Annotated in this window: 13 protein-coding genes; 11 read left to right on the plus strand and 2 right to left on the minus strand. The window is 65.3% G+C overall.

The annotated features are described in order from the left end of the window. The first annotated feature begins 10 nt into the window (after window positions 1-10). From ACREBX_RS19030 to ACREBX_RS19065, 8 genes are all read left to right on the plus strand, one after another. On the plus strand, window positions 11-730 hold the full coding sequence (locus ACREBX_RS19030; protein ID WP_431563300.1) for a SapC family protein: 720 nt from the start codon (window positions 11-13) through the stop codon (window positions 728-730). Next, a complete protein-coding gene (locus ACREBX_RS19035; protein WP_431563301.1) occupies window positions 723-1,748 on the plus strand; it encodes a cupin-like domain-containing protein in 1,026 nt (341 codons plus the stop codon). The genes ACREBX_RS19030 and ACREBX_RS19035 overlap by 8 nt, the downstream gene beginning before the upstream one ends. Further along, complete coding sequence (locus tag ACREBX_RS19040; protein ID WP_431563302.1) at window positions 1,745-3,244, plus strand: tryptophan halogenase family protein; 1,500 nt, start codon at window positions 1,745-1,747, stop codon at window positions 3,242-3,244. Before ACREBX_RS19035 ends, ACREBX_RS19040 begins: the two co-directional genes overlap by 4 nt. Continuing rightward, on the plus strand, window positions 3,241-4,188 hold the full coding sequence (locus ACREBX_RS19045) for a glycoside hydrolase family 16 protein (RefSeq protein WP_431563303.1): 948 nt from the start codon (window positions 3,241-3,243) through the stop codon (window positions 4,186-4,188). The genes ACREBX_RS19040 and ACREBX_RS19045 overlap by 4 nt, the downstream gene beginning before the upstream one ends. Further along, on the plus strand, window positions 4,188-5,252 hold the full coding sequence (locus tag ACREBX_RS19050) for a LacI family DNA-binding transcriptional regulator (RefSeq protein WP_431563304.1): 1,065 nt from the start codon (window positions 4,188-4,190) through the stop codon (window positions 5,250-5,252). The genes ACREBX_RS19045 and ACREBX_RS19050 overlap by 1 nt, the downstream gene beginning before the upstream one ends. Then, window positions 5,245-6,441 carry an MFS transporter gene (locus ACREBX_RS19055; protein WP_431563305.1) on the plus strand — a complete coding sequence of 399 codons (1,197 nt, stop codon included), beginning with the start codon at window positions 5,245-5,247 and terminating at the stop codon, window positions 6,439-6,441. The genes ACREBX_RS19050 and ACREBX_RS19055 overlap by 8 nt, the downstream gene beginning before the upstream one ends. Before the next feature lie 90 nt (window positions 6,442-6,531). Further along, complete coding sequence (locus ACREBX_RS19060) at window positions 6,532-9,015, plus strand: glycoside hydrolase family 3 N-terminal domain-containing protein (RefSeq protein WP_431563306.1); 2,484 nt, start codon at window positions 6,532-6,534, stop codon at window positions 9,013-9,015. 49 nt (window positions 9,016-9,064) lie between these two features. Then, window positions 9,065-10,357, plus strand: coding sequence for a sugar MFS transporter (locus ACREBX_RS19065; RefSeq protein ID WP_431563307.1), 1,293 nt, complete (start codon window positions 9,065-9,067; stop codon window positions 10,355-10,357). 129 nt (window positions 10,358-10,486) lie between these two features. Here ACREBX_RS19065 and ACREBX_RS19070 read toward each other — a convergent pair whose 3' ends face one another. Further along, entirely contained in the window at window positions 10,487-11,623 is a 1,137-nt protein-coding gene (locus tag ACREBX_RS19070; protein WP_431563308.1) for a GGDEF domain-containing protein, read from the minus strand. A gap of 214 nt (window positions 11,624-11,837) precedes the next feature. Here ACREBX_RS19070 and ACREBX_RS19075 point away from each other — a divergent pair, with 214 nt between their 5' ends. Further along, on the plus strand, window positions 11,838-13,196 hold the full coding sequence (locus ACREBX_RS19075) for an ATP-grasp domain-containing protein (RefSeq protein WP_431563309.1): 1,359 nt from the start codon (window positions 11,838-11,840) through the stop codon (window positions 13,194-13,196). Continuing rightward, window positions 13,193-13,984, plus strand: coding sequence for a sulfite exporter TauE/SafE family protein (locus ACREBX_RS19080; RefSeq protein WP_431563310.1), 792 nt, complete (start codon window positions 13,193-13,195; stop codon window positions 13,982-13,984). Before ACREBX_RS19075 ends, ACREBX_RS19080 begins: the two co-directional genes overlap by 4 nt. On the opposite strand, the gene ACREBX_RS19085 is transcribed toward ACREBX_RS19080, so the two are convergent. After that, window positions 13,981-16,149 carry a S9 family peptidase gene (locus tag ACREBX_RS19085; protein WP_431563311.1) on the minus strand — a complete coding sequence of 723 codons (2,169 nt, stop codon included), beginning with the start codon at window positions 16,147-16,149 and terminating at the stop codon, window positions 13,981-13,983. The two genes, ACREBX_RS19080 and ACREBX_RS19085, sit on opposite strands and share 4 nt — an antisense overlap. Window positions 16,150-16,406: 257 nt before the next feature. Between ACREBX_RS19085 and ACREBX_RS19090 the strand changes: the two genes are divergently transcribed. Beyond that, a complete protein-coding gene (locus tag ACREBX_RS19090; RefSeq protein WP_431563312.1) occupies window positions 16,407-18,599 on the plus strand; it encodes a TonB-dependent receptor in 2,193 nt (730 codons plus the stop codon). Window positions 18,600-18,611 lie beyond the last annotated feature (12 nt).

An 18,611-nucleotide genomic window follows, 5' to 3' on the forward strand; every position in this document is an offset into this window, starting at 1 on the left:
AAGGAATTTGATGACCCGTCACGCCGTCCTCGACAACAAGACCCACCGCGACCTGCGCATAATGACCGACGCGGGGGCTGAGCGGGGCGACGACATCATGGCGACGCTGACGGTGCCGAGCGAATTCCGGCGCGTGCAGGCGCATTTCCCGATCCTCTTCCGCCGCGAAACCGGGCGCGAGGCGTTTACCGCGCTGGCGATGTTCGGTTTCGAGAATGGCGAGAATCTGTTCCTCGACGGTGACCGCTGGGATGCGCGCTATCGCCCGCTGTCGGCCGCGATCCAGCCGTTTCTGATCGGGCGGCCAGCGGGTGGTGACGGTCCGGGGCAAATTCACATCGATATGGACCACCCGCGCATCGCCGCGACCGGCGAGGGTATCCGGCTGTTCGATGCCGACGGCATGGCGACGCCCTATCTTGACGAGATCGCCGAGCGGCTCGGCGATCTCGACGAGGGTTATCGCGAGAGCGCGGCTTTCTATGACGCGCTGCTTGCCTATGACCTGCTCGAACCTTTCAGTCTCGAAGTCACGCTCGATGACGGATCGATTCATTCGCTGGTCGGATTCCACATCATCGACGAAGCCAAACTGCGCGCGCTCGATGGCGAGGCGCTCGGCGCGCTCCACGCAGCGGGGCACCTGATGCCGATGTTCATGGCGCTCGCCTCGTTGTCGCAACTGTCGGTGCTCGTCGCGCGCAAGAACCGCAGGCTGGCCGGTGACTGAGCGCGACCGCGCCATATACGATCGCCTCGCGCCGGTGCCCGAGCGCGAATGGGATAAGGGGGCAGGGCTCGACGCGTTGCTGGAAGGCGCGCGCGAGCCCTTTGTCCTTCGCGGGTTCGTCGCCGACTGGCCGCTGGTCGAGGCGGGCAAAAGGTCGGCGCGCGATGCGCGGCGCTACCTGCTCGATCGCACGCGCGACCGTCCGTTCAAGGTGTCGATCGGCGCGCCTGGACACGATGGCCGGCTGTTCTACGACGCCGGGATGGAAATGAATTTCCGCATCGGGACGGGCAAGCTCGCCGACATCTTCGGCGGCATCGATACGGCCGAGGAACGGGGTGAAAGCCGCACCGTCTATCTCGCGTCGATCGATATTCCGTCGCATTTCGACGGGCTGGACGAAGCGAATTCGGTCGATCTTGGCACGCGCGATCCGCTCAAGAGCATCTGGATCGGCACGCGGACCAAGATCGCCGCGCATAATGATTTTCCCGATAATCTCGCCTGCTGCGCCGTAGGCCGCCGCCGCTTCACGCTGTTCCCGCCGCACCAGTTCCGCAACCTCTATCTGGGGCCGATCGACAACACGCCGGCGGGCCGCGTGGTCAGCATGGTCGATTTCGACGCGCCCGACCTTTCCGCCCATCCGCGCTTCGTCGATGCGATGGCCGAGGCGCAGACGGCCGAGCTGGAACCCGGTGACGCGATCTTCATCCCGTCGATGTGGTGGCACCATGTCGAAGGGCTCTCGGATTTCAACATATTGGTCAATTACTGGTGGCGCCGCACCCCGGCCTGGCTCGGCCAGCCGCAGGCGGCACTGAACCATGCAATCCTCGCGATCCGCGACCTGCCGCCCGAGGACAAGGCGATCTGGCGCGAGCAATTCGACCATTATGTCTTCGACGACCGCGTCACTGACCATATTCCCGAAACCGCGCGCAGCATCCTCGCCCCGCTCACATCCGAGACGGCGGGCCGACTGCGTGCCTTCTTGCTGAGGGCTTTGAGTAAATGAGCGACAAGAAACCTGTCCAGCGCGTCGTTATCGCGGGGGGCGGCACCGCCGGCTGGATGATGGCGGCGGCGATTGCACGCACGATGGGAAAGACCGTCGACCTGACGCTCGTCGAATCCGAACAGATCGGGACGATCGGCGTCGGCGAGTCGACCATCCCGCCGCTCGTCAATTTCAACCGCATCCTCGGCATTCCCGAGCCCGAATTCATGCGCGCGACGCAGGCGACCTTCAAACTCGGCATATTGTTCGACAATTGGAAGCACGACGGCGACAGCTATTTCCACAGCTTCGGCCTGTCGGGAAAGGATCATTGGTCGGCGGGGTTCCAGCATTTCTGGCTCAACGCGCGCGAACGCGGGCACGAACAGCCGTACAGCGATTATTGCCTCGAACTTGTTGCCGGAATGGAGGGCAAGTTCGCGCATCTGCCCGAAGAGCGGATGAACTATGCCTATCATGTCGATGCGACGCTTTACGGACGCTTCCTGCGCAAGCTGGCCGAGGCCGATGGCTGCAAGCGCGTCGAGGGCAAGATCGCGCGCGTCGAACTCGACAGCGAAAGCGGTGACATCACGGCGCTGCATCTCGACGGCGACCGGAGGATCGAGGGCGACATGTTCGTCGACTGTACTGGCTTTCGCGGGCTGCTGATCGACGGCGCGTTGCATGCAGGGTTCGAGGACTGGAGCCACTGGCTGCCGAACGACAGCGCGATCGCGGTGCAGTCGAAGCACCTAGGGCCGCCGCAACCCTACACACAGGCGATCGCGCACGACGCCGGCTGGCAATGGCGCATCCCGCTGCAACATCGCATGGGCGCCGGCATCGTTTATTCGAGCGGCTATCTGTCGCGCGACGAAGCTTATGACCGCCTGATGAGCAGCGTCGGCGAGCCGCTGATCGAACCCTTCGACATCAAGTTCAAGGGCGGCGTGCGGCGGAAACAATGGTTCCGCAACTGCGTCGCCGTCGGGCTCGCGGGCGGTTTTGTCGAACCGCTCGAGGCGACGACGGTCCACCTGATCCAGCGCGCGGTGCTGCGTTTCATCCGCATGATGCCGAACGGGCGCGTCAGCGAGCGCGACGCCGCCGAATTCAACGACCAGCAGCGCGTCGACATCGAGCAGATCCGCGACTTTGTGGTGCTGCACTACAAGGCGACGAACCGCCGCGACAGCCCGTTCTGGCGCCACGTCGCCAACATGCCGGTCCCGGACTCGCTGCAGCAAAAGATCGAACTGTTCCGCGAAACCGGGCGCGTGTTCCGCAAATATGAGGAATTGTTTGCCGAGAATAGCTGGGTGCAGGTGATGATGGGGCAGGGGATCGAGCCGCAAAGCTACCACCCGATCGCCGAAAAGCTGCGCGACGATGAGGTCGAACGGCTGTTCCAGTCGATCCGCGACAATATTGCCCAGACGGTCGCGACGCTGCCCGAGCATCATGCCTATGTCGCGCGTTATTGCGGGGCGGACGTGCCGCAGCCCGCATGATCCGTATTGCGGCGATCCTGATGCTGGCGGGCGCGTTCGGCGGTGGCGCGGCGGCGCACGAGCCTGCCGATGGCGGCTGGCGGCTCATATGGTCGGATGAGTTCGACGGCCCCGCGATCGACCGCGGCAAATGGGACTTCGACGTCGATTGCTGGGGCGGTGGCAACAACGAGCGGCAATGCTACACCGACAGGCGCCGCAATGCGGCGACCGAGGGCGGCAAGCTGGTCATCACGGCGCGCAAGGAGAAAGCGACCGGGCCGGCCTTCCCGCTCGCGCAGCGCGGCGAAGCGGGCAAGGCGGAGGCGCAGGCAAGCCGCGAATTCTCATCGGCCCGCCTCGTCACGCGCGGCAGGGCGGCGTGGACCTATGGCAAGATCGAAGTGCGCGCGCGGCTGCCGCAGGGGCAGGGGACATGGCCCGCGATCTGGATGCTGCCCGAAGACAGCCGCTATGGCACCTGGGCCGCTTCGGGCGAGATCGACATATTGGAGGCGGTGAACCTCGGCGTGCGCTGCGAAACCTGTGCGGGCGGTATCGAGAACCGCATTCTCGGCACGCTGCATTTCGGCGGTCAGTGGCCCGACAACAAGCATAAGGGCGACGAGACTGCGCTCCCGGCGCCGCTCGATGGTTTCCACGTCTTCGGCATCGTCTGGCAAAAGGGCAAGATCGTCTGGACGGTCGACGGCAAGCCCTATGCAACGCGTGTCGCGAGCGAGTGGTCGACGAGCGGGTCGACCGATCCCGCGGCGCCGTTCGACCGTCCCTTTCACCTGATCCTGAACCTTGCGGTCGGCGGCGGGCTTGCTGAAGACCGGGGGTTAAAGGGAGTGGATGAAAGCGGCTACCCGAAAATTATGGAAATAGATTGGGTTCGCGTATGGCAATGCGGGGACGATGGCGTTAGCGCATGCGGCAGTACGGGGGATCAAGAACGGTAATGGGGCGTCGGCGGCAGTCGGTTACGATCAAGCATGTTGCGGCCGACGCGGGCGTGTCGCTGCAGACGGTGAGCCGCGTCATCAACAACGAGCCCAACGTCCGCCCCGAGATGAAGGAGCGCGTCCAGGCGTCGATCGACAAGCTCGGCTACGTCCCCTCGATCGCGGCGCAGCGGATGAGCGGGTCGCGGTCGTATCTGATCCTCGCGATCAACGACCGCGAGCGCACGATCGCCGACTGGCGCGGGCGGCAGGGGGTCGACTGGGTCGACCAGATGCTGCTCGGCGGGATGCTGAAATGCGCCGAATATGGCTACCGCATGATCTTCGAGCTCGTCGACACGCATAATGATCATGTCGAACGCGAACTGCGCGCGGCGATCGCGGCGCTGCAGCCCGACGGGGTGATCCTGACCCCGCCGCATTCGGACAATCCGCTGATCGTCGGCCTGCTCGACCAGCAGAAGATTCCGTTCGCGCGCATCGGATCGCGCGGCGGCGCGGCGGGCATTGCGCTCACGATGGACGACGAAGGGTCGGCACGGCGCGCGACGCGGCACCTGATCGACCTTGGCCACCGGCGCATCGGCTTCATTCCGGGCTCGCCCGAATATAGCCTCAGCCGCTGGCGCGTCGATGGCTGGGAAGGCGAAATGGCGGTGGCCGGCTTTGCCACCGACGGGCTGCTTGCCGAGGGCGATTTCACTTATGCGTCGGGCGCCGCCGCGGCGCGGCACTTGCTGGGCGGCGCCAATCCGCCCACGGCGATCATCGCGAGCAGCGACCAGATGGCGCTCGCGACGCTGGAGGTCGCGCGCGACCTGGGTATCGATGTGCCTGGACAATTGTCGATCGTCAGTTTCGACAACACCCCGGTCGTCCGCTTCACCCAGCCGGCGCTGACCGCGGTCGACCAGCCGGTGGCCGAAACCGCGTCGCGCGCGGTCGAACTGATCATCGCGGCGCAGCGCGGGGCGCCGCGTCCAACTGAACCGACGCGCGTGCAGGGGGGCCTCGTCCAGCGCGGATCGACCGCAGCGCCGCCTGTCGCCGTCCATGGCTGACGCTGACGTTCCGCGCCGCCAGTCTCTCCCTTTCCTTCTGCTTTATGCGCTCGCGTCGGCGGGAGGGGCGATAGCCTATGTTCCCTTCCTGACCATCTGGCTGCCCGGGCGCATGACCCAGCTGGCCGGGGCCGCCGATGTGCAGACGCTGGGATATGTCACCTTTTTCGGTGCGATCGCGGCGAGCGCCGGCGGTATCGGTTTCGGCTGGCTCAGCGATCTGACGCACAACCGGCGCGGCTGGATATTGACGGGGCTGATCCTGACGATCGCCTTGCTGCTGGTCGTTCCGCTGGCGCACAATATCTGGTCGCTGGTTGCGATCATCGTCGCCTGGCAGCTCACACTCAACATGATGCTCGGGCCGCTCGCGGCATGGGCGGGCGACTGCGTTCCCGACGAGCAAAAGGGGCTGCTCGGCGGGCTGCTCGCCTTTTCGCCCGCGCTCGGCGGCTGGTCAGGATGGCTCGTCACCTGGCCGGGGCTGGTGTCGGCGGAGCAGCGGCTCGTGGTCATTGCGCTGCTGGTGGCCAGCGCCGTCCTGCCGGTGCTGCTGCTCGGCCGTCCGCGCGCGTTCCCGGATCTCACCGCGCCGCCGCCTGCGCGCGCGATTGGCGAGCGGCCACGGCGGCCGACCGGCCCGGCGGTGCGGATGTGGCTTGCGCGCCTGCTCGTCCAGATCGCCGAGGCGGCGCTGTTCGCCTATCTCTATTTCTGGTTCCGCTCGATCGATCCCGGCATGCACGACAATGAAAAGGCGCGATTGTTCGGCATGGCGCTGACGATCGCGATTCCGATCGCATTGGCAAGCGGCCGCTGGGCCGACCGCACCAACCGGCCCTTCGTGCCGCTTGTCGCCGCGGCGGCGGTGTCGAGCCTCGGAATGGTCGGCATGGCGCTGGCGACCGGGCTCGACGCGGCGAAGGCGAGCTATCTCGTCTTCGGCATCGCCTCGACGGTGTTCCTGTCGCTCCATTCCAGCCAGACGCTGCGTATCCTGCCGCGGTCGGACCGGCGCGGGCGCGACCTTGGCATCTTCAACCTGACCAATACCGTGCCGTCGCTGATCATGCCGTGGCTGACGATCTCGCTCGTCCCGGGTTTCGGTTTCGATGCGCTTTTCCTGCTGCTCGCGGCGCTCTCTGCGATCGCGGTGTTGCTACTCGCGACGATGCCGCGTCTGCGCTGATCCAAGCCGAAAACAGGGCCCTTGATTTCGTCCGGTCACTATGCGACATGGAATTTTGATAACGTTCACATTAGAGGGATGGGAGAGACGATGCGCCGACAGGCAATGGTCATGGCGACCGCGCTGCTTTTGGCAGGAACCGCTATGGCGGCATCCGAAACGACCGGGGCGGACGCCGCGGCGGTCCATTCCGAACTATGGCCGGCTGCTAAAAGCCCCGCCGCGATCTCCGACCCCAAAACCGAAGCGCGGATCGATGCGCTGATCAGGAAAATGACGATCGAGCAAAAGGTCGGCCAGCTGGTCCAGGCCGACATCAGCACGATCACGCCCAAGGATCTCGAAACCTATCCGCTCGGCTCGATCCTCGCGGGGGGTAACAGCGGCCCGAACGGCAATGAACGCTCGACCGCAGGTGACTGGGCGAAGCTGGTCGGCGATTTCCGCGCGGTTTCCCTGCGCCCGCAGGCGAACGGCGTGGCGATCCCGATCATCTTCGGCGTCGATGCTGTCCATGGCCATAACAATATACCCGGCGCGACGCTGTTCCCGCACAATATCGGGCTCGGCGCCGCGCGCGATCCCGAACTGATCCAGCGTATCGGCGCGGTCACCGCCGCCGAAATCGCGGGAAGCGGGATCGAGTGGACCTTTGCGCCGACGCTGGCGGTGCCGCAGGATCTGCGCTGGGGGCGGAGCTATGAAGGCTATACCTCCGATACCAGGCTGATCGCCGAATATGCCAAGGCGATGGTGCTAGGGCTGCAGGGGCCGCTGGTCGCTGGCAAGACGGTCGACGCGCAGCATGTCGCTGCGACCGCGAAGCATTTCCTCGCCGATGGCGGCACGTTCGAGGGCAAGGACCAGGGCGATGCCAAGGTCGATGAAAAGGAACTGATCGCCAAGCACGCGCAGGGCTATCCCGCCGCGATCGACGCCGGGGCGCTGACCGTGATGGCCAGCTTCTCGAGCTGGCAGGGGATCAAGCACCACGGCAACAAGGGGCTGCTGACCGACGCGCTCAAGGACAAGATGGGCTTTGCGGGCTTCGTCGTCGGCGACTGGAACGGGCAAGGGCAGGTTGCGGGATGCAGCGTGACCGATTGCGCGCAGTCGATCAACGCCGGGCTCGACATGTTCATGGCGCCCGATAGCTGGAAGGGGCTTTACGACAGCACGCTGAAGCATGCGAAGGATGGCACGATCCCGGCGGCGCGGCTCGACGATGCGGTGCGGCGTATCTTGCGTGTCAAATACAAGCTCGGGCTGTTCCCCGAAGGCCATGTCGACCGCAGCGCGGTGAAGCCAGTCGGCACGCCGGAGCATCTGGCGGTTGCGCGCGAAGCGGTCGCCAAGTCGCTGGTTCTGCTGAAAAACAACGACGGTGTGCTGCCGATCAAGTCCGGCGCGCGCGTGCTCGTCACCGGTCCCGCGGCCGACAGCATGGCGATCCAGTCGGGCGGCTGGACGATCAGCTGGCAGGGGACCGATGTCGTGCGGTCCGACTTCCCGAACGGCCAGACGATATGGGAGGCGCTGAACAAATCTGTGCGCGATGCGGGCGGCGTCGCGACGCTGTCCGATGGCGGTGCCTTCAAGGAGAAGCCCGACGTCGCGATCGTCGTGTTCGGCGAGGCGCCCTATGCCGAATTCCAGGGCGACGTCGCGACGCTCGACTATCAGCCTTCGGAGGCGACCGATCTCGCGACGCTCAAGAAGCTGAAAGCCGCGGGTATTCCCGTGGTCGCGCTGTTCCTGTCGGGGCGGCCGATGTTCACCAATCCCGAAATCAACGCCGCCGATGCGTTCGTCGCGGGCTGGCTGCCGGGCTCGCAAGGGGCTGGCGTCGCCGATGTGCTCGTCGCGGGCAAGGACGGCAAGACCCCGCGCGCCTTCACCGGCACGCTGCCTTTCGCCTGGCCCGCCGACGCGCGATCACCCGTCGAAAAGCCGCAGTTCGCTGTCGGCTATGGTCTGAAATATGGTGCGACGACCACCGTGCCGCAGCTGTCGGAAGAATTGGGCGTCGACATCACCGCGGCGCTGAACGTCGAGAATTTCTTCTCGGGCGGCCGCGCGCGCGCGCCGTGGGTGCTGACGATCACCGACGCGGGTGGTGCGCGTCCGGTCGAGTCCGCCCCGGTATCGAGCCCCGGTGGCCTGATCGCCGCGCGCTCGGTCGACGTTCGCGCGCAGGAGGATGGCAAGTCGTTCGTCTGGACGGGGCCTGCCGCGCTGCACCTCAGCGGCCCCTATGCCGACCTGTCGCGCCAGCTCAACAACAGCTTCGCGCTCCGCATCGACTGGCGGGTCGATGCGATCGACAGCGCCCCGGTCACTCTCGCGCTCGGCGGCAAGGCGTTCGACATCTCGGCTGCGGTCAAGGCGGCGCCAAAGGGTCAGGTGTCGACCATCAAGGTGCCGCTCCGCTGTTTCGCCGATGCGGGCGCCAATCTGCGGCAGGTCGACTATGCCGTCTCGATCCAGAGCGACAAGGGCTTCGCCGCGACGCTGCTGAATACGAATGTCGAGGCGGTCGGGGAGAATCTGCCTTGCCCGCCGGCGGTAAAATGACAAGACCGGTATCCGGGTTAGCCTGAGACAAGGCAAGGGGAGAGAGATAATGGCATTAGCGCCGAACGTCGCGACGAACGCGGTCGAACAGCCAGGCAAGGGCGGTCACAGTACGCGAGTGATACTGATCCTCGCCTTTGCGGTGTTTTTCCTGCTGGGCGGGGTGACCAACATCAACGACCTGCTGGTTGGCAAGTTCAAGCCGATGTTTCACCTGACGCATGCGCAGGCGAACCTGGTGCAGATGGCGTTCTTCATCGCCTATGGTGCCTTTTCGATCCCTGCCGGGATCATCATGTCGAAGCTCGGTTATATCCGCACTTTCGTGCTCGGTTTCATCATCGTGGCGGCCGCCGCTTTCCTCTTCATCCCGGCGTCGGCTGCGGCATCCTACCCCGGATTCCTCGCCGCGCTCTTTTGCATCGGTGCGGGGATCACGGTTCTGCAGGTCGCCATGAATCCGGTGATCACCACGCTGGGACCGGTCGAAACCTCGCACAGCCGGCTGACCTTTGCACAGGCGTTCAATTCGATCGGCGTGTTCCTGATGGTCTATGGCGGCGCGGCCTTCCTGCTCGGCGATGCGCAGCCGATCGACGCCGAGACCGCGAGCGAGGCGCAAATTCAGGCATATCGCGTCGCCGAGGGCGCGTCGATCGGCACCGCCTATATGTGGCTCGGGGTGCTGATGCTGGTGATCGCGGCGGTGTTCTGGATGTATCGGTCGGCGATCGATCACGCCAAAGCCGACGATGTAAAGCTCGCGGGCACCTGGGGCCTGCTGACCCACAACCGCCGCGTCCAGTTCGGCGCGCTGTGCATCTTCGTCTATGTCGGCGCCGAAGTGGCGATCGGTTCGAACCTGATGGCCTATCTTGCCGAACCGAGCGTGATGGGGCTGGGGCTCCAGGCGGCAGGCAAGCTGGTTGCGATGTACTGGCTGGGCGCACTGGTCGGCCGGTTACTAGGCGGCTTCATCCTGCGACTGGCCAAGCCCGGACGCGTGCTCGCGACCTTTGCAGCGGGCGCGATTTCGCTGATCATCCTGTCGGCGGTAACGACGGGCGCGCTGTCGGGTTGGGCGCTGATCCTGGTCGGCTTCTGCAATTCGCTGATGTTCCCGACGATCTTCAGCCTCGCAACCGAGGGGCTCGGCGAACGGACGCCGCAGGGGTCGGGCATCATGTGCACCGCGATCATCGGCGGGGCGATCGTCCCGTTCCTGTTCGGAACGGTGGCCGATCTGAGCGGCGACATCCGGCTGGCGCTGGCGGTGCCGCTGATCTGCTATGCGATCATCGCGAGTTTCGGGCTGTGGGCGGCGCGTCCCGCGACGGCATAACGGTCGAGTAGTGGCAAGCTTGCAATCGCGTCGGCGCTACCCGCCGTGTGACGAATAAAACCGCGGGCGATCGCACTCTGGTGCGCAATCGCCCGCGGCCCCCCGCCCCCTCGCGGGAATCTACGTAATTCAGGCCGGATCGGCGATTTCGATCCGGTTTCGTCCGCCGGCCTTGGCCTTGTAGAGTGCGGCGTCGGCCGCCTTGAGCGCGGCGCGCGTGTCGCCATAGCCAAAGACGTCCGCCACCCCGCCCGAAAAGGTGATCTGGCCAAAGGGTTCGTCGGTCTTGCGATTGATCAATCGCCGGTCGGCCAACGCCTCGCGCGCGTCGTCGAGCTTTTCGGCCGCCTGCGTCGGGGTCAGGCCGCGGAACAGCATGACGAACTCTTCGCCGCCGTGGCGCGCGACATGGCAATGATCGTTCGAAATCCGCGCCAGCGTGTCGGCAATCGCCTTGATGACGCGGTCGCCCGCGTCATGGCCGTGGATGTCGTTGACCTTCTTGAATTCGTCGATGTCGCAAAAGGCGACGCTGAGCGGTTCGCACGCCGCGCGCGCTTCCTTATGATGCCGGTCGAGCAGCACTTCGAACGCGCGGCGGTTGGGCAGGCCGGTCAGATAGTCGACCTCGGCGTCGCGTTTGGCGCGCTCGAGGCTGCGGCGAAGCGCCTTCGCCTCGTCCTCGCTCTTGCGCATGTCGTCCTCGGCCTTGCGCGTGCGGTCGAGCATGACCTTGGCGAGGTCGGCGAGGTTCGAGACGATACGCCCGGTTTTCTGCAATTGCTCGAGGTCGATGACATGCTGTTCGAGTTCGCTGCCGTAGTCGCTGGTGACGGTGCGGGCTTCTTTGGTGTTCGCGTGGAAGGATTCGAGATTGGTTTCGAGCCGGGTCATCAGGCGGTCGAGGTCGGCGCGATCGGGCTGGCCGCTATCCTGTTCGCCGAGCCCGTCGAGCCAATTCTGACTGATGCCGGCCGCCGATTGCGCCTGCGCGACGATCTGCCGCGCGAGCCGGGGATTGCGGCCCGAGAAGGCGCCATGCGCGAGCAGCAGATTGGCGGGCGAGACTTCGAGGTCATTGTCGACGAGGAAGGAGGTGATCGAGGCGGCGAGTTCGTATCGCGCCTGCCGTGCAAGGTTGCGCGTCCCGCCTTCGTCGGGCGGCGCATGCCCGTCTTCGGGGGGGGCGCCGCGCGATTGGCGAAGCCCCAGCCAACCCAGGAACCGTCCTACCGGCTCGTTCGATTGTGTCGCTTTGGTGGTCATGCGACATTTAACGTGTCGCGCAGGGCAGGTTTAAGCCGGATTCGCGCCGGAGAGCGGTAATTTTCGATCCTGTCTGGTCCAGATCGGAGTGATCGTCGCAATCGAAACGGTAAAACAGGAACTTAGGCCGACTTGCCGCTTGAACGATTGCGCAGGCGGGCCGTTTTCTGGCACTGAGCCTATGCGTTCGACCAGATGGTGAAGGAGCCGATCGGTGCTGGGCTGGATATTCTTCCAACGCGATCTCGATCCGGCCCTGCCGGAGGTTCCCGAAATCCTGCGGTTTCAGGAGACCGCGGCGGCGCGCGGGATCGAACTGCACGTCCTGAAACCGCATAATTTCGACATCGTCGCGGCGCCGGTCGATGGCTGGTCGGTGCATTATGAGGGCCATTCGCTGGCCCGCCCCGACTTCATCCTGTGCCGGACCGGCGCCGAGACCGACTATTTCACGCTCGCGGTGCTCCGCCATTTCGAGCGCCGCGGCGTCCGCCTTATCAACGGCCCCGAAGCCATCGACCTTGTCGCCGACAAGCTCCACACGATGCAGCGGCTCGCGCGCGCCGGATTGCCGATCCCGGCGACGATCCTCGGCAAATTCCCGATCGGGGTCGACATCGTCGAGGAAGAGCTGGGCTTTCCGCTGATCGTCAAGACGCTGCGCGGGACGCGCGGCACCGGCGTCCTCAAATGCGAGGATCGCAGCCAGTTCGAGGATCTCGCCGGCTTGCTCGAAAGCGCCGATGCCAAGGCCGATTTCCTGTTTCAGCATTATGTGCGGTCGAGCCATGGACGCGACGTGCGCGTGCTCGTGATCGGTGGCCGGGTGATCGCCGCGATGGAGCGGCGCTCGCCCGCAGGCCATTTCAAATCCAATGTTTCGCTCGGCGGCGTCGGCATCGCTTATACGCCCACGGGCGAAATGGCCGACCTTGCCGCGCGCGCCGCCGATACGCTGGGACTGGAAGTCGCCGGGATCGACATCTTGTTCGACAATGAGGGCTACCGGATCTGCGAGGCGAATAGCGCCCCGGGGTTCCAAGGGCTGGAGCGCGCGTGCAGCATCGATGTGCCGGGCGCGATCTTCGACTGGATCGAGGCAAGCCATGAGGTGCAGGATCGGCCGATCAAGGCGGTGACCGGCGAGGCGCTGATCGACCTGGTGTTCGGCGGCCGGCTCAGCCTGCGCGCGATCGGCGACCGGCTCGAAGAACCGCGCGCCTTTGCCCGCGCGGTCGGTGTCCGGCTGGTCGGCGCGGGGCTGGGGTCGGTGCTGTCTTCACTGACCCCGGGACCGCGCGCGGCGCCGCACAGTCCGGTCGCGCGCCGCCTCGAAGCGCTCCGCGCCGATGCGCGCGGCGTGCCGCTCGCGGTGGCCACCGATATCGATCAGGAACAGATTTTTCTGACCGTGCTCGGCGTGTCGATCTGGGCCGCGGTGCTGCCGTGGCTCGCGGGCGGCGAGCCGATCTTCGCGGGTGCGCTGTCGTTGATTGCGCTCTGCTTCCCCGCGGTGTTCCTCTTCACGCGCCGGACCCCGAAAACCAGACGCTCCCGGCCCGCTGCCCGATGACGATATTCGACGGGCTGACGCTTTGGGCGCTGCTGCCCTTCATCGTCGTCGGATTTGCGGCGCAGTTGATCGACAGCGCGCTTGGCATGGCGTTCGGCGTCATTGGCACCGCGCTGCTGCTCGTGCTGGGATTGCCGCCGGTATCGGCATCGGCGGCGGTGCATGTCGCCGAAAGCTTTACCGGCGGCGTGTCGGGACTGGCGCATGCGATGCAGCGCAACGTCGACTGGCGGCTGTTCCGCCGCCTCGTCGTTCCGGGCATCGTCGGCGGGCTGATCGGCGTGTGGATATTGACCAATATCGACAACAGCATCGCGCGGCCGGTCGTGCTCGCCTATCTTGGCGCGGTTGGCATCTATCTGCTGTGGCGCGGCGCGCGGCGCCCGCAAACCTATCGCAGCATCAAGTTCGTCGGGCCGCTCGGGCTGATCGGCGGGATCGCCGACGGATCGGGCGGCGGCGGGTGGGGGCCGATCGTCAGCGCCAATCTGCTCGCGCAGGGCGCCGAACCGCGGACCGTGATCGGCACGGTGAACGCGTCCGAATTCTTCGTCACCGTGACGATCGCGGCCGGGTTCATCGGCGCGATGGGCTGGCAAAGCTTCAGCACCGCGGCGATCGGCCTGCTTATCGGCGGCGTGATCGCCGCGCCGATCGGGGCGTATCTGGTCCGCCGCCTGCGCGCCGACTGGCTGGTCGGTGCAGCGGGCGTGCTGCTGCTGGTCGCGAGCGCTTACGGCTTCATCGCGCTGATGTTCGCGCCGGTGCCGTCGTTCCGCGGCTTCTAGACGCAGCGCATCGCAAAGGCCCAGAATAGCGCCTTCTGCCGATACTCGCTTGTCGGATCGGCGCTGCCTTGGTGGCCGCTGTCCATATCGGTGTGAAGAAGCGCGGGGTTGCCGCTCGTCGAGCGGCGCCGCACTTCGGCGACCAGCTTGGCGGGCTCCCAATAGGCCACGCGGTCGTCCTTGAGCCCCGCCGTGCAAAGCAGGGGCGGATAGGCGGCCGCCCGGACATTCTCATAGGGTGAGATCGAGGCGATATAGTCATAGGCTTTCGGATCGGCGAGCGGGTCGCCCCAGTCGGGGCGAAACAGCGGCACCAGCGGGTGCGCGCCGTCGCTCATCGTATTGAGCATGTCGACGAACGGCACCTGCGCGATCACGCCGCCCCACAGGGTCGGGGCGATATTCATGCTGGCGCCCACAAGCAGCCCGCCCGCCGACAGACCATAAGCGACGACCTTGCCCTTCGCGGTATAATCTTCGGCAGCGAGATGTTCGGCGCAGGCGATGAAATCGGTGAAGCTGTTGCGCTTGGTGAATTTACGCCCGCCAAGGAACCAGCGGCGCCCCTTCTCCGACCCGCCGCGCACATGCGCGATCGCGTAGCGCCAGCCGCGATCGACCAGCGCGAGCGCGGGTATCGAAAATTCGGGATCGCTCGGCACGCCGTAGGAGCCATAGCCATATTGGAGCAGCGGCGCCTTGCCGTCCTGCGGCGCCCTGCGGCGTGAGAGCAGGGTGATCGGCACCATCTCGCCGTCGGGGGCGGGGGCGAGCAGGCGTTCGACCTCATAATCGTCGGGGTCGAAGTTGGCGACCGCCTGTTGCTGGACGATGCTCTGCTGGCCGCTGACCAGATCGATGCGGATCCAGCGGCGTGGCGATTTGGGCGACTGGTGGACGATCATCACCGATGAAGCGCCATAGCTTTGCTCGGCCGGCAGTTCGATCGCATAGGCGGGATCGTCGAAGGCTACCGTCCGCTCCGACCCGTCGGGGCGCAGAATAACGAGCCGGTGGAGGCCGTCGACGCGTTCGAGCCGCACCAGCGCGGCTGCGAAGGGCAGGACCTGGAGGATCGGCGTGCCCGCGCGGTGCGGGACGAGCGTTCCGAGGGTGCGAAAGCTCCTGGGGTCGAGGCGCAGCACCGCCATGTCGAACGCATCGTCGGCATCGGTGAGCGCGATCAGGCTGCCGTTCCATTCGTCGATTTCATAGAGCACCCCGACCTTGCGCGGCCAGACGATGGCGGGGGCGGCGGTTTCGTCGGCCGCGGATACCAGCCGCACTTCGGCGGTCTCCGGGCCGGCGAGCGTGAGCGCGATGAAGCCGTTGGCGGCCGTGCGCTTCACCTGCATGAAGATCGCCGGGTCCATTTCCTCATAGACGAGGTCGGTGACCTTGCCGTCGACCGAGGTGCGATAGAGCCGTGTCGGCCGGTTGCGCGCGTCGCGCCAGATCCAGAACAGCCAGCGCGACGACGGCGCGAAGACGAGCCCGCCATAGCCATAGGCATCCTTGTCGACGATCGTGCGAATGTCGCCGCTCTGATTGTCGCGAATGCAGATGCGGTGGCGGTCGTTGCCGATGACATCCTCGGCCCAGGCGAAATAGCGGTGGTCGGGGCTCGGCTGGTGCCCGGTGCTGCGGAAATAGGGCTGGCCCTTGGCGCGCGCCGCCTCGTCGACGAGCTGTTCGGGCTTTTCGCCCTTCTTGCTCCGTGTGTAGATCGCATGTGCGGCGCCGGCGGGCCGCGCCGATCCATAGTCCCAGCCGTCCTTTTCGAGCGCGGGCGCCGCCACGTCGCCGGACGCCCGCGCGAGCATCGCGTCGAGCAGCTTCGCGCGTTCGCCCGCGAGCGGCGCAAGGATCGCGTCGGCGTAGTCGTTCTCGGCCTTCAGCATCGCGCCGACGGCTTCGGGCAGGTTGCCCCGCGTGCGCTCGCCCGTCGCCGGGATGAACTTCATCCAGCTATAGGCATCGTCGCGCTGGCGGCCCAATTGATTGATCACATGCGAGATACGCGGCGATTGCGGCGGCGCGATTTTGGGCCACCGCCCGGTGCCGCCCTGGTCGAGCGCCCACGCCGCGCGATTTCCCAGCAGAAGCGCTGCCATCGCAGCGCTGCTCATAAACGCGCGCCGACCCTTGTTCTCGATGTTCTGCATGCGACCCTCTCTCGCCCGGTGGGGATGTCGCGTCCAGTGTATGTCGCCCGGATTGGCTTACTGCACCGATCAGGCCGCCCAATCCATCGATCGGGCAAATTGGCCGCAAGCCCTCATGAAGCCGCGCTTTCCTCAGCAAACGCGCTGGCCCGATCCCGCTGGAAACTGGCCCGACCATCGCCGACACGCCAATTTCGCATGATAGCTTGAGCATCGGATTTTCTTACCAATGGGCAATATCAATAAGGGAGGCAAAAATGGGCTTTGCATCGATCAGGCGGATCGCCGCATGTGGCATCTCGATCCTGGCGCTGGGACAGGCATCGGGCGCGCTGGCACAGGCGGTCGACGACAATGAAATCGTCGTTACCGCCGCCAAGCGCGAACAGTCGGTTCGCGATGTCAGCGGCTCGGTGTCGGCGGTCAGCGAGGCGACGCTGCAAAAGCTCAATGCCCAGAGCCTCTCCGATTACATCACGCGCGTCCCCGGCGTCATCTTCAACGACTATCAGCCGGGCGTCTCCGAAGTCGTGATCCGCGGCGTCGCCTCGTCGACCTATCATGAGGCGAACCAGGCGACGACGGGCTATTATCTCAACGAAGTGCCGCTGATCGAACCTGGCTTTCCGCTCGTGATCCCCGATGTCGACAGTTTCGACGTCAGCCGGGTCGAGGTGCTGCGCGGACCGCAGGGCACCCTCTTCGGCTCCTCGTCGCTCGGCGGCGCGATCAACTATGTCGTGAACGAGGCGGATCCCGCGCGTTTCGACGCGGGTTTCGAAGGCAGCCTTGCGACCACCAAGCGTGCGGGGGAAGCGAGCTATGCGGTCAAGGCGATGGTCAATGTGCCGATCGCGACCGACAAGCTCGCCGTCCGTCTCGTCGCGCTCCAGCGCTATGATGCCGGCTATCTCGACAACACGCTGCTCGGCAAGAAGGGCAGCAACGACCTGCGCGTCCGCGGCCTGCGCGGTTCGATCGTCTTCACTCCGACCGAAACGACGCGCGTCTCGGCGCTCAGCATGTACCAGGAATATGATCTCGACGATCAGACCTATGTGATCTTCGGTCCGCCCAAGACCTTCGAACGCGCGACCAATGTTGCCGAATATCAGGACACGCAGTTCATGATGCACAGCCTGCGGATCGAGCAGGACCTGGGGTTTGCGACGCTGACCGCGGTCGGCAGCTATACCGAGAAAAAGGCCGACCTGGCGTTCGACAATTCGATCTTTGGCGGAAACGATCCGCGGACCGATACCCCCGAACTCGCGAGCGGTAACGGCAAATCGAAGACCGAATATGGCGAGCTCAGGCTCGCGTCGCCCGACGGCGGGCGCCTCCGCTGGCTGCTCGGCGTCAACTATACGCGGCTGCGTTCGAACAACACCGACGGCACCTTTATCGAGGGCATCTCCGACTATATCGACGCCAATCCGGGCGAGTTCGGCGGACGGCCGGGGAGCGAACTTGCTCCCGACGATTTGGCATCGCGGACGGTCAGCAGCAACCGCGTCACCGAGAAAGCGGTTTTCGGCGAAGCATCGTTCGACATCGTCGATACGCTGACGTTGACGCTCGGCGGGCGATTGTTCGAATATCGCACGGCGCCGCGGCTGCAATATCTGCCGAACGCCGACCTGATCCCGCCCTTCGACTATGCGCCGGAGACGAGCAAGGATTCGGATTTCATCCCGAAGGCGTCGCTGACGTGGAAGCCGTCGAAGGACTTCATGATCTATGGGCTCTATTCCGAAGGGTTCCGCATCGGCGGCCTCAACGTCTATTCGCTCGCGACGGCGGGGCTGCCGCTGACTTTCGAAAGCGACACGACGAAGAATTATGAAATCGGGACGCGCTTCGACCTGATCGACCGGACGCTGAGCGTCGACCTCACCGCCTATCACATCGATTGGGGCAATATTCAGGCCCGCCTGTTCACGCCCGGCGATTTCCGCGCCTATACTGTGAATGGCGGCGGCGCCGACATCGACGGCATCGAAATCAGCCTCAACCTGCGCCCGACGCGCAATCTCAGCTTCACCTCGAACATCGCGTATAACGATGCGCGGCTGTCGTCGCTATTGCCCGACAGCTTCGCGCCGGGGGGCGGCTATGCCAAGGGAACTCGCCTGCCGGGCGCGTCCGAATGGACGCTGTCGAACTCGCTCGACCTGAGCTTCCCCGATATGTCGCTAAAACCGCGCTTCGGGATCGCGCACCGCTATCTGTCGAGCGCACCCGTCGATTTTGCGGGAGCGCTCGACAAGGGCGACTTCCACCTCGTCGATCTCAACGCGTCGGTGACGGTGAGCGACCGGATCGAGCTTAGCCTCTTCGCGAAGAATCTGTTCAACCAATATGGCATTTTGAACGCGCCCTTCGCTTTTGCGGGTTCGGTCGCGCGGCCGCGCACGCTGGGCGCGAGCGTCCGTTTCAGCCTGAACTGACAAAGAGAAAGG

Origin of the sequence: Sphingopyxis sp. (genome assembly GCF_050725655.1) — a bacterium.
Classification (GTDB): Bacteria; Pseudomonadota; Alphaproteobacteria; order Sphingomonadales; family Sphingomonadaceae; genus Sphingopyxis.

Bases quoted from the DNA above. Each gene is read 5' to 3' on its own strand.
- ACREBX_RS19045 (WP_431563303.1), top strand. From the start codon at position 3,241: ATGATCCGTATTGCGGCGATCCTGATGCTGGCGGGCGCGTTCGGCGGT.
- ACREBX_RS19070 (WP_431563308.1), bottom strand. From the start codon at position 11,623: ATGACCACCAAAGCGACACAATCGAACGAGCCGGTAGGACGGTTCCTG.
- ACREBX_RS19080 (WP_431563310.1), top strand. From the start codon at position 13,193: ATGACGATATTCGACGGGCTGACGCTTTGGGCGCTGCTGCCCTTCATC.
- ACREBX_RS19085 (WP_431563311.1), bottom strand. From the start codon at position 16,149: ATGCAGAACATCGAGAACAAGGGTCGGCGCGCGTTTATGAGCAGCGCT.
- ACREBX_RS19060 (WP_431563306.1), top strand. From the start codon at position 6,532: ATGCGCCGACAGGCAATGGTCATGGCGACCGCGCTGCTTTTGGCAGGA.
- ACREBX_RS19040 (WP_431563302.1), top strand. From the start codon at position 1,745: ATGAGCGACAAGAAACCTGTCCAGCGCGTCGTTATCGCGGGGGGCGGC.
- ACREBX_RS19055 (WP_431563305.1), top strand. From the start codon at position 5,245: ATGGCTGACGCTGACGTTCCGCGCCGCCAGTCTCTCCCTTTCCTTCTG.
- ACREBX_RS19090 (WP_431563312.1), top strand. From the start codon at position 16,407: ATGGGCTTTGCATCGATCAGGCGGATCGCCGCATGTGGCATCTCGATC.
- ACREBX_RS19050 (WP_431563304.1), top strand. From the start codon at position 4,188: ATGGGGCGTCGGCGGCAGTCGGTTACGATCAAGCATGTTGCGGCCGAC.
- ACREBX_RS19030 (WP_431563300.1), top strand. From the start codon at position 11: ATGACCCGTCACGCCGTCCTCGACAACAAGACCCACCGCGACCTGCGC.
- ACREBX_RS19065 (WP_431563307.1), top strand. From the start codon at position 9,065: ATGGCATTAGCGCCGAACGTCGCGACGAACGCGGTCGAACAGCCAGGC.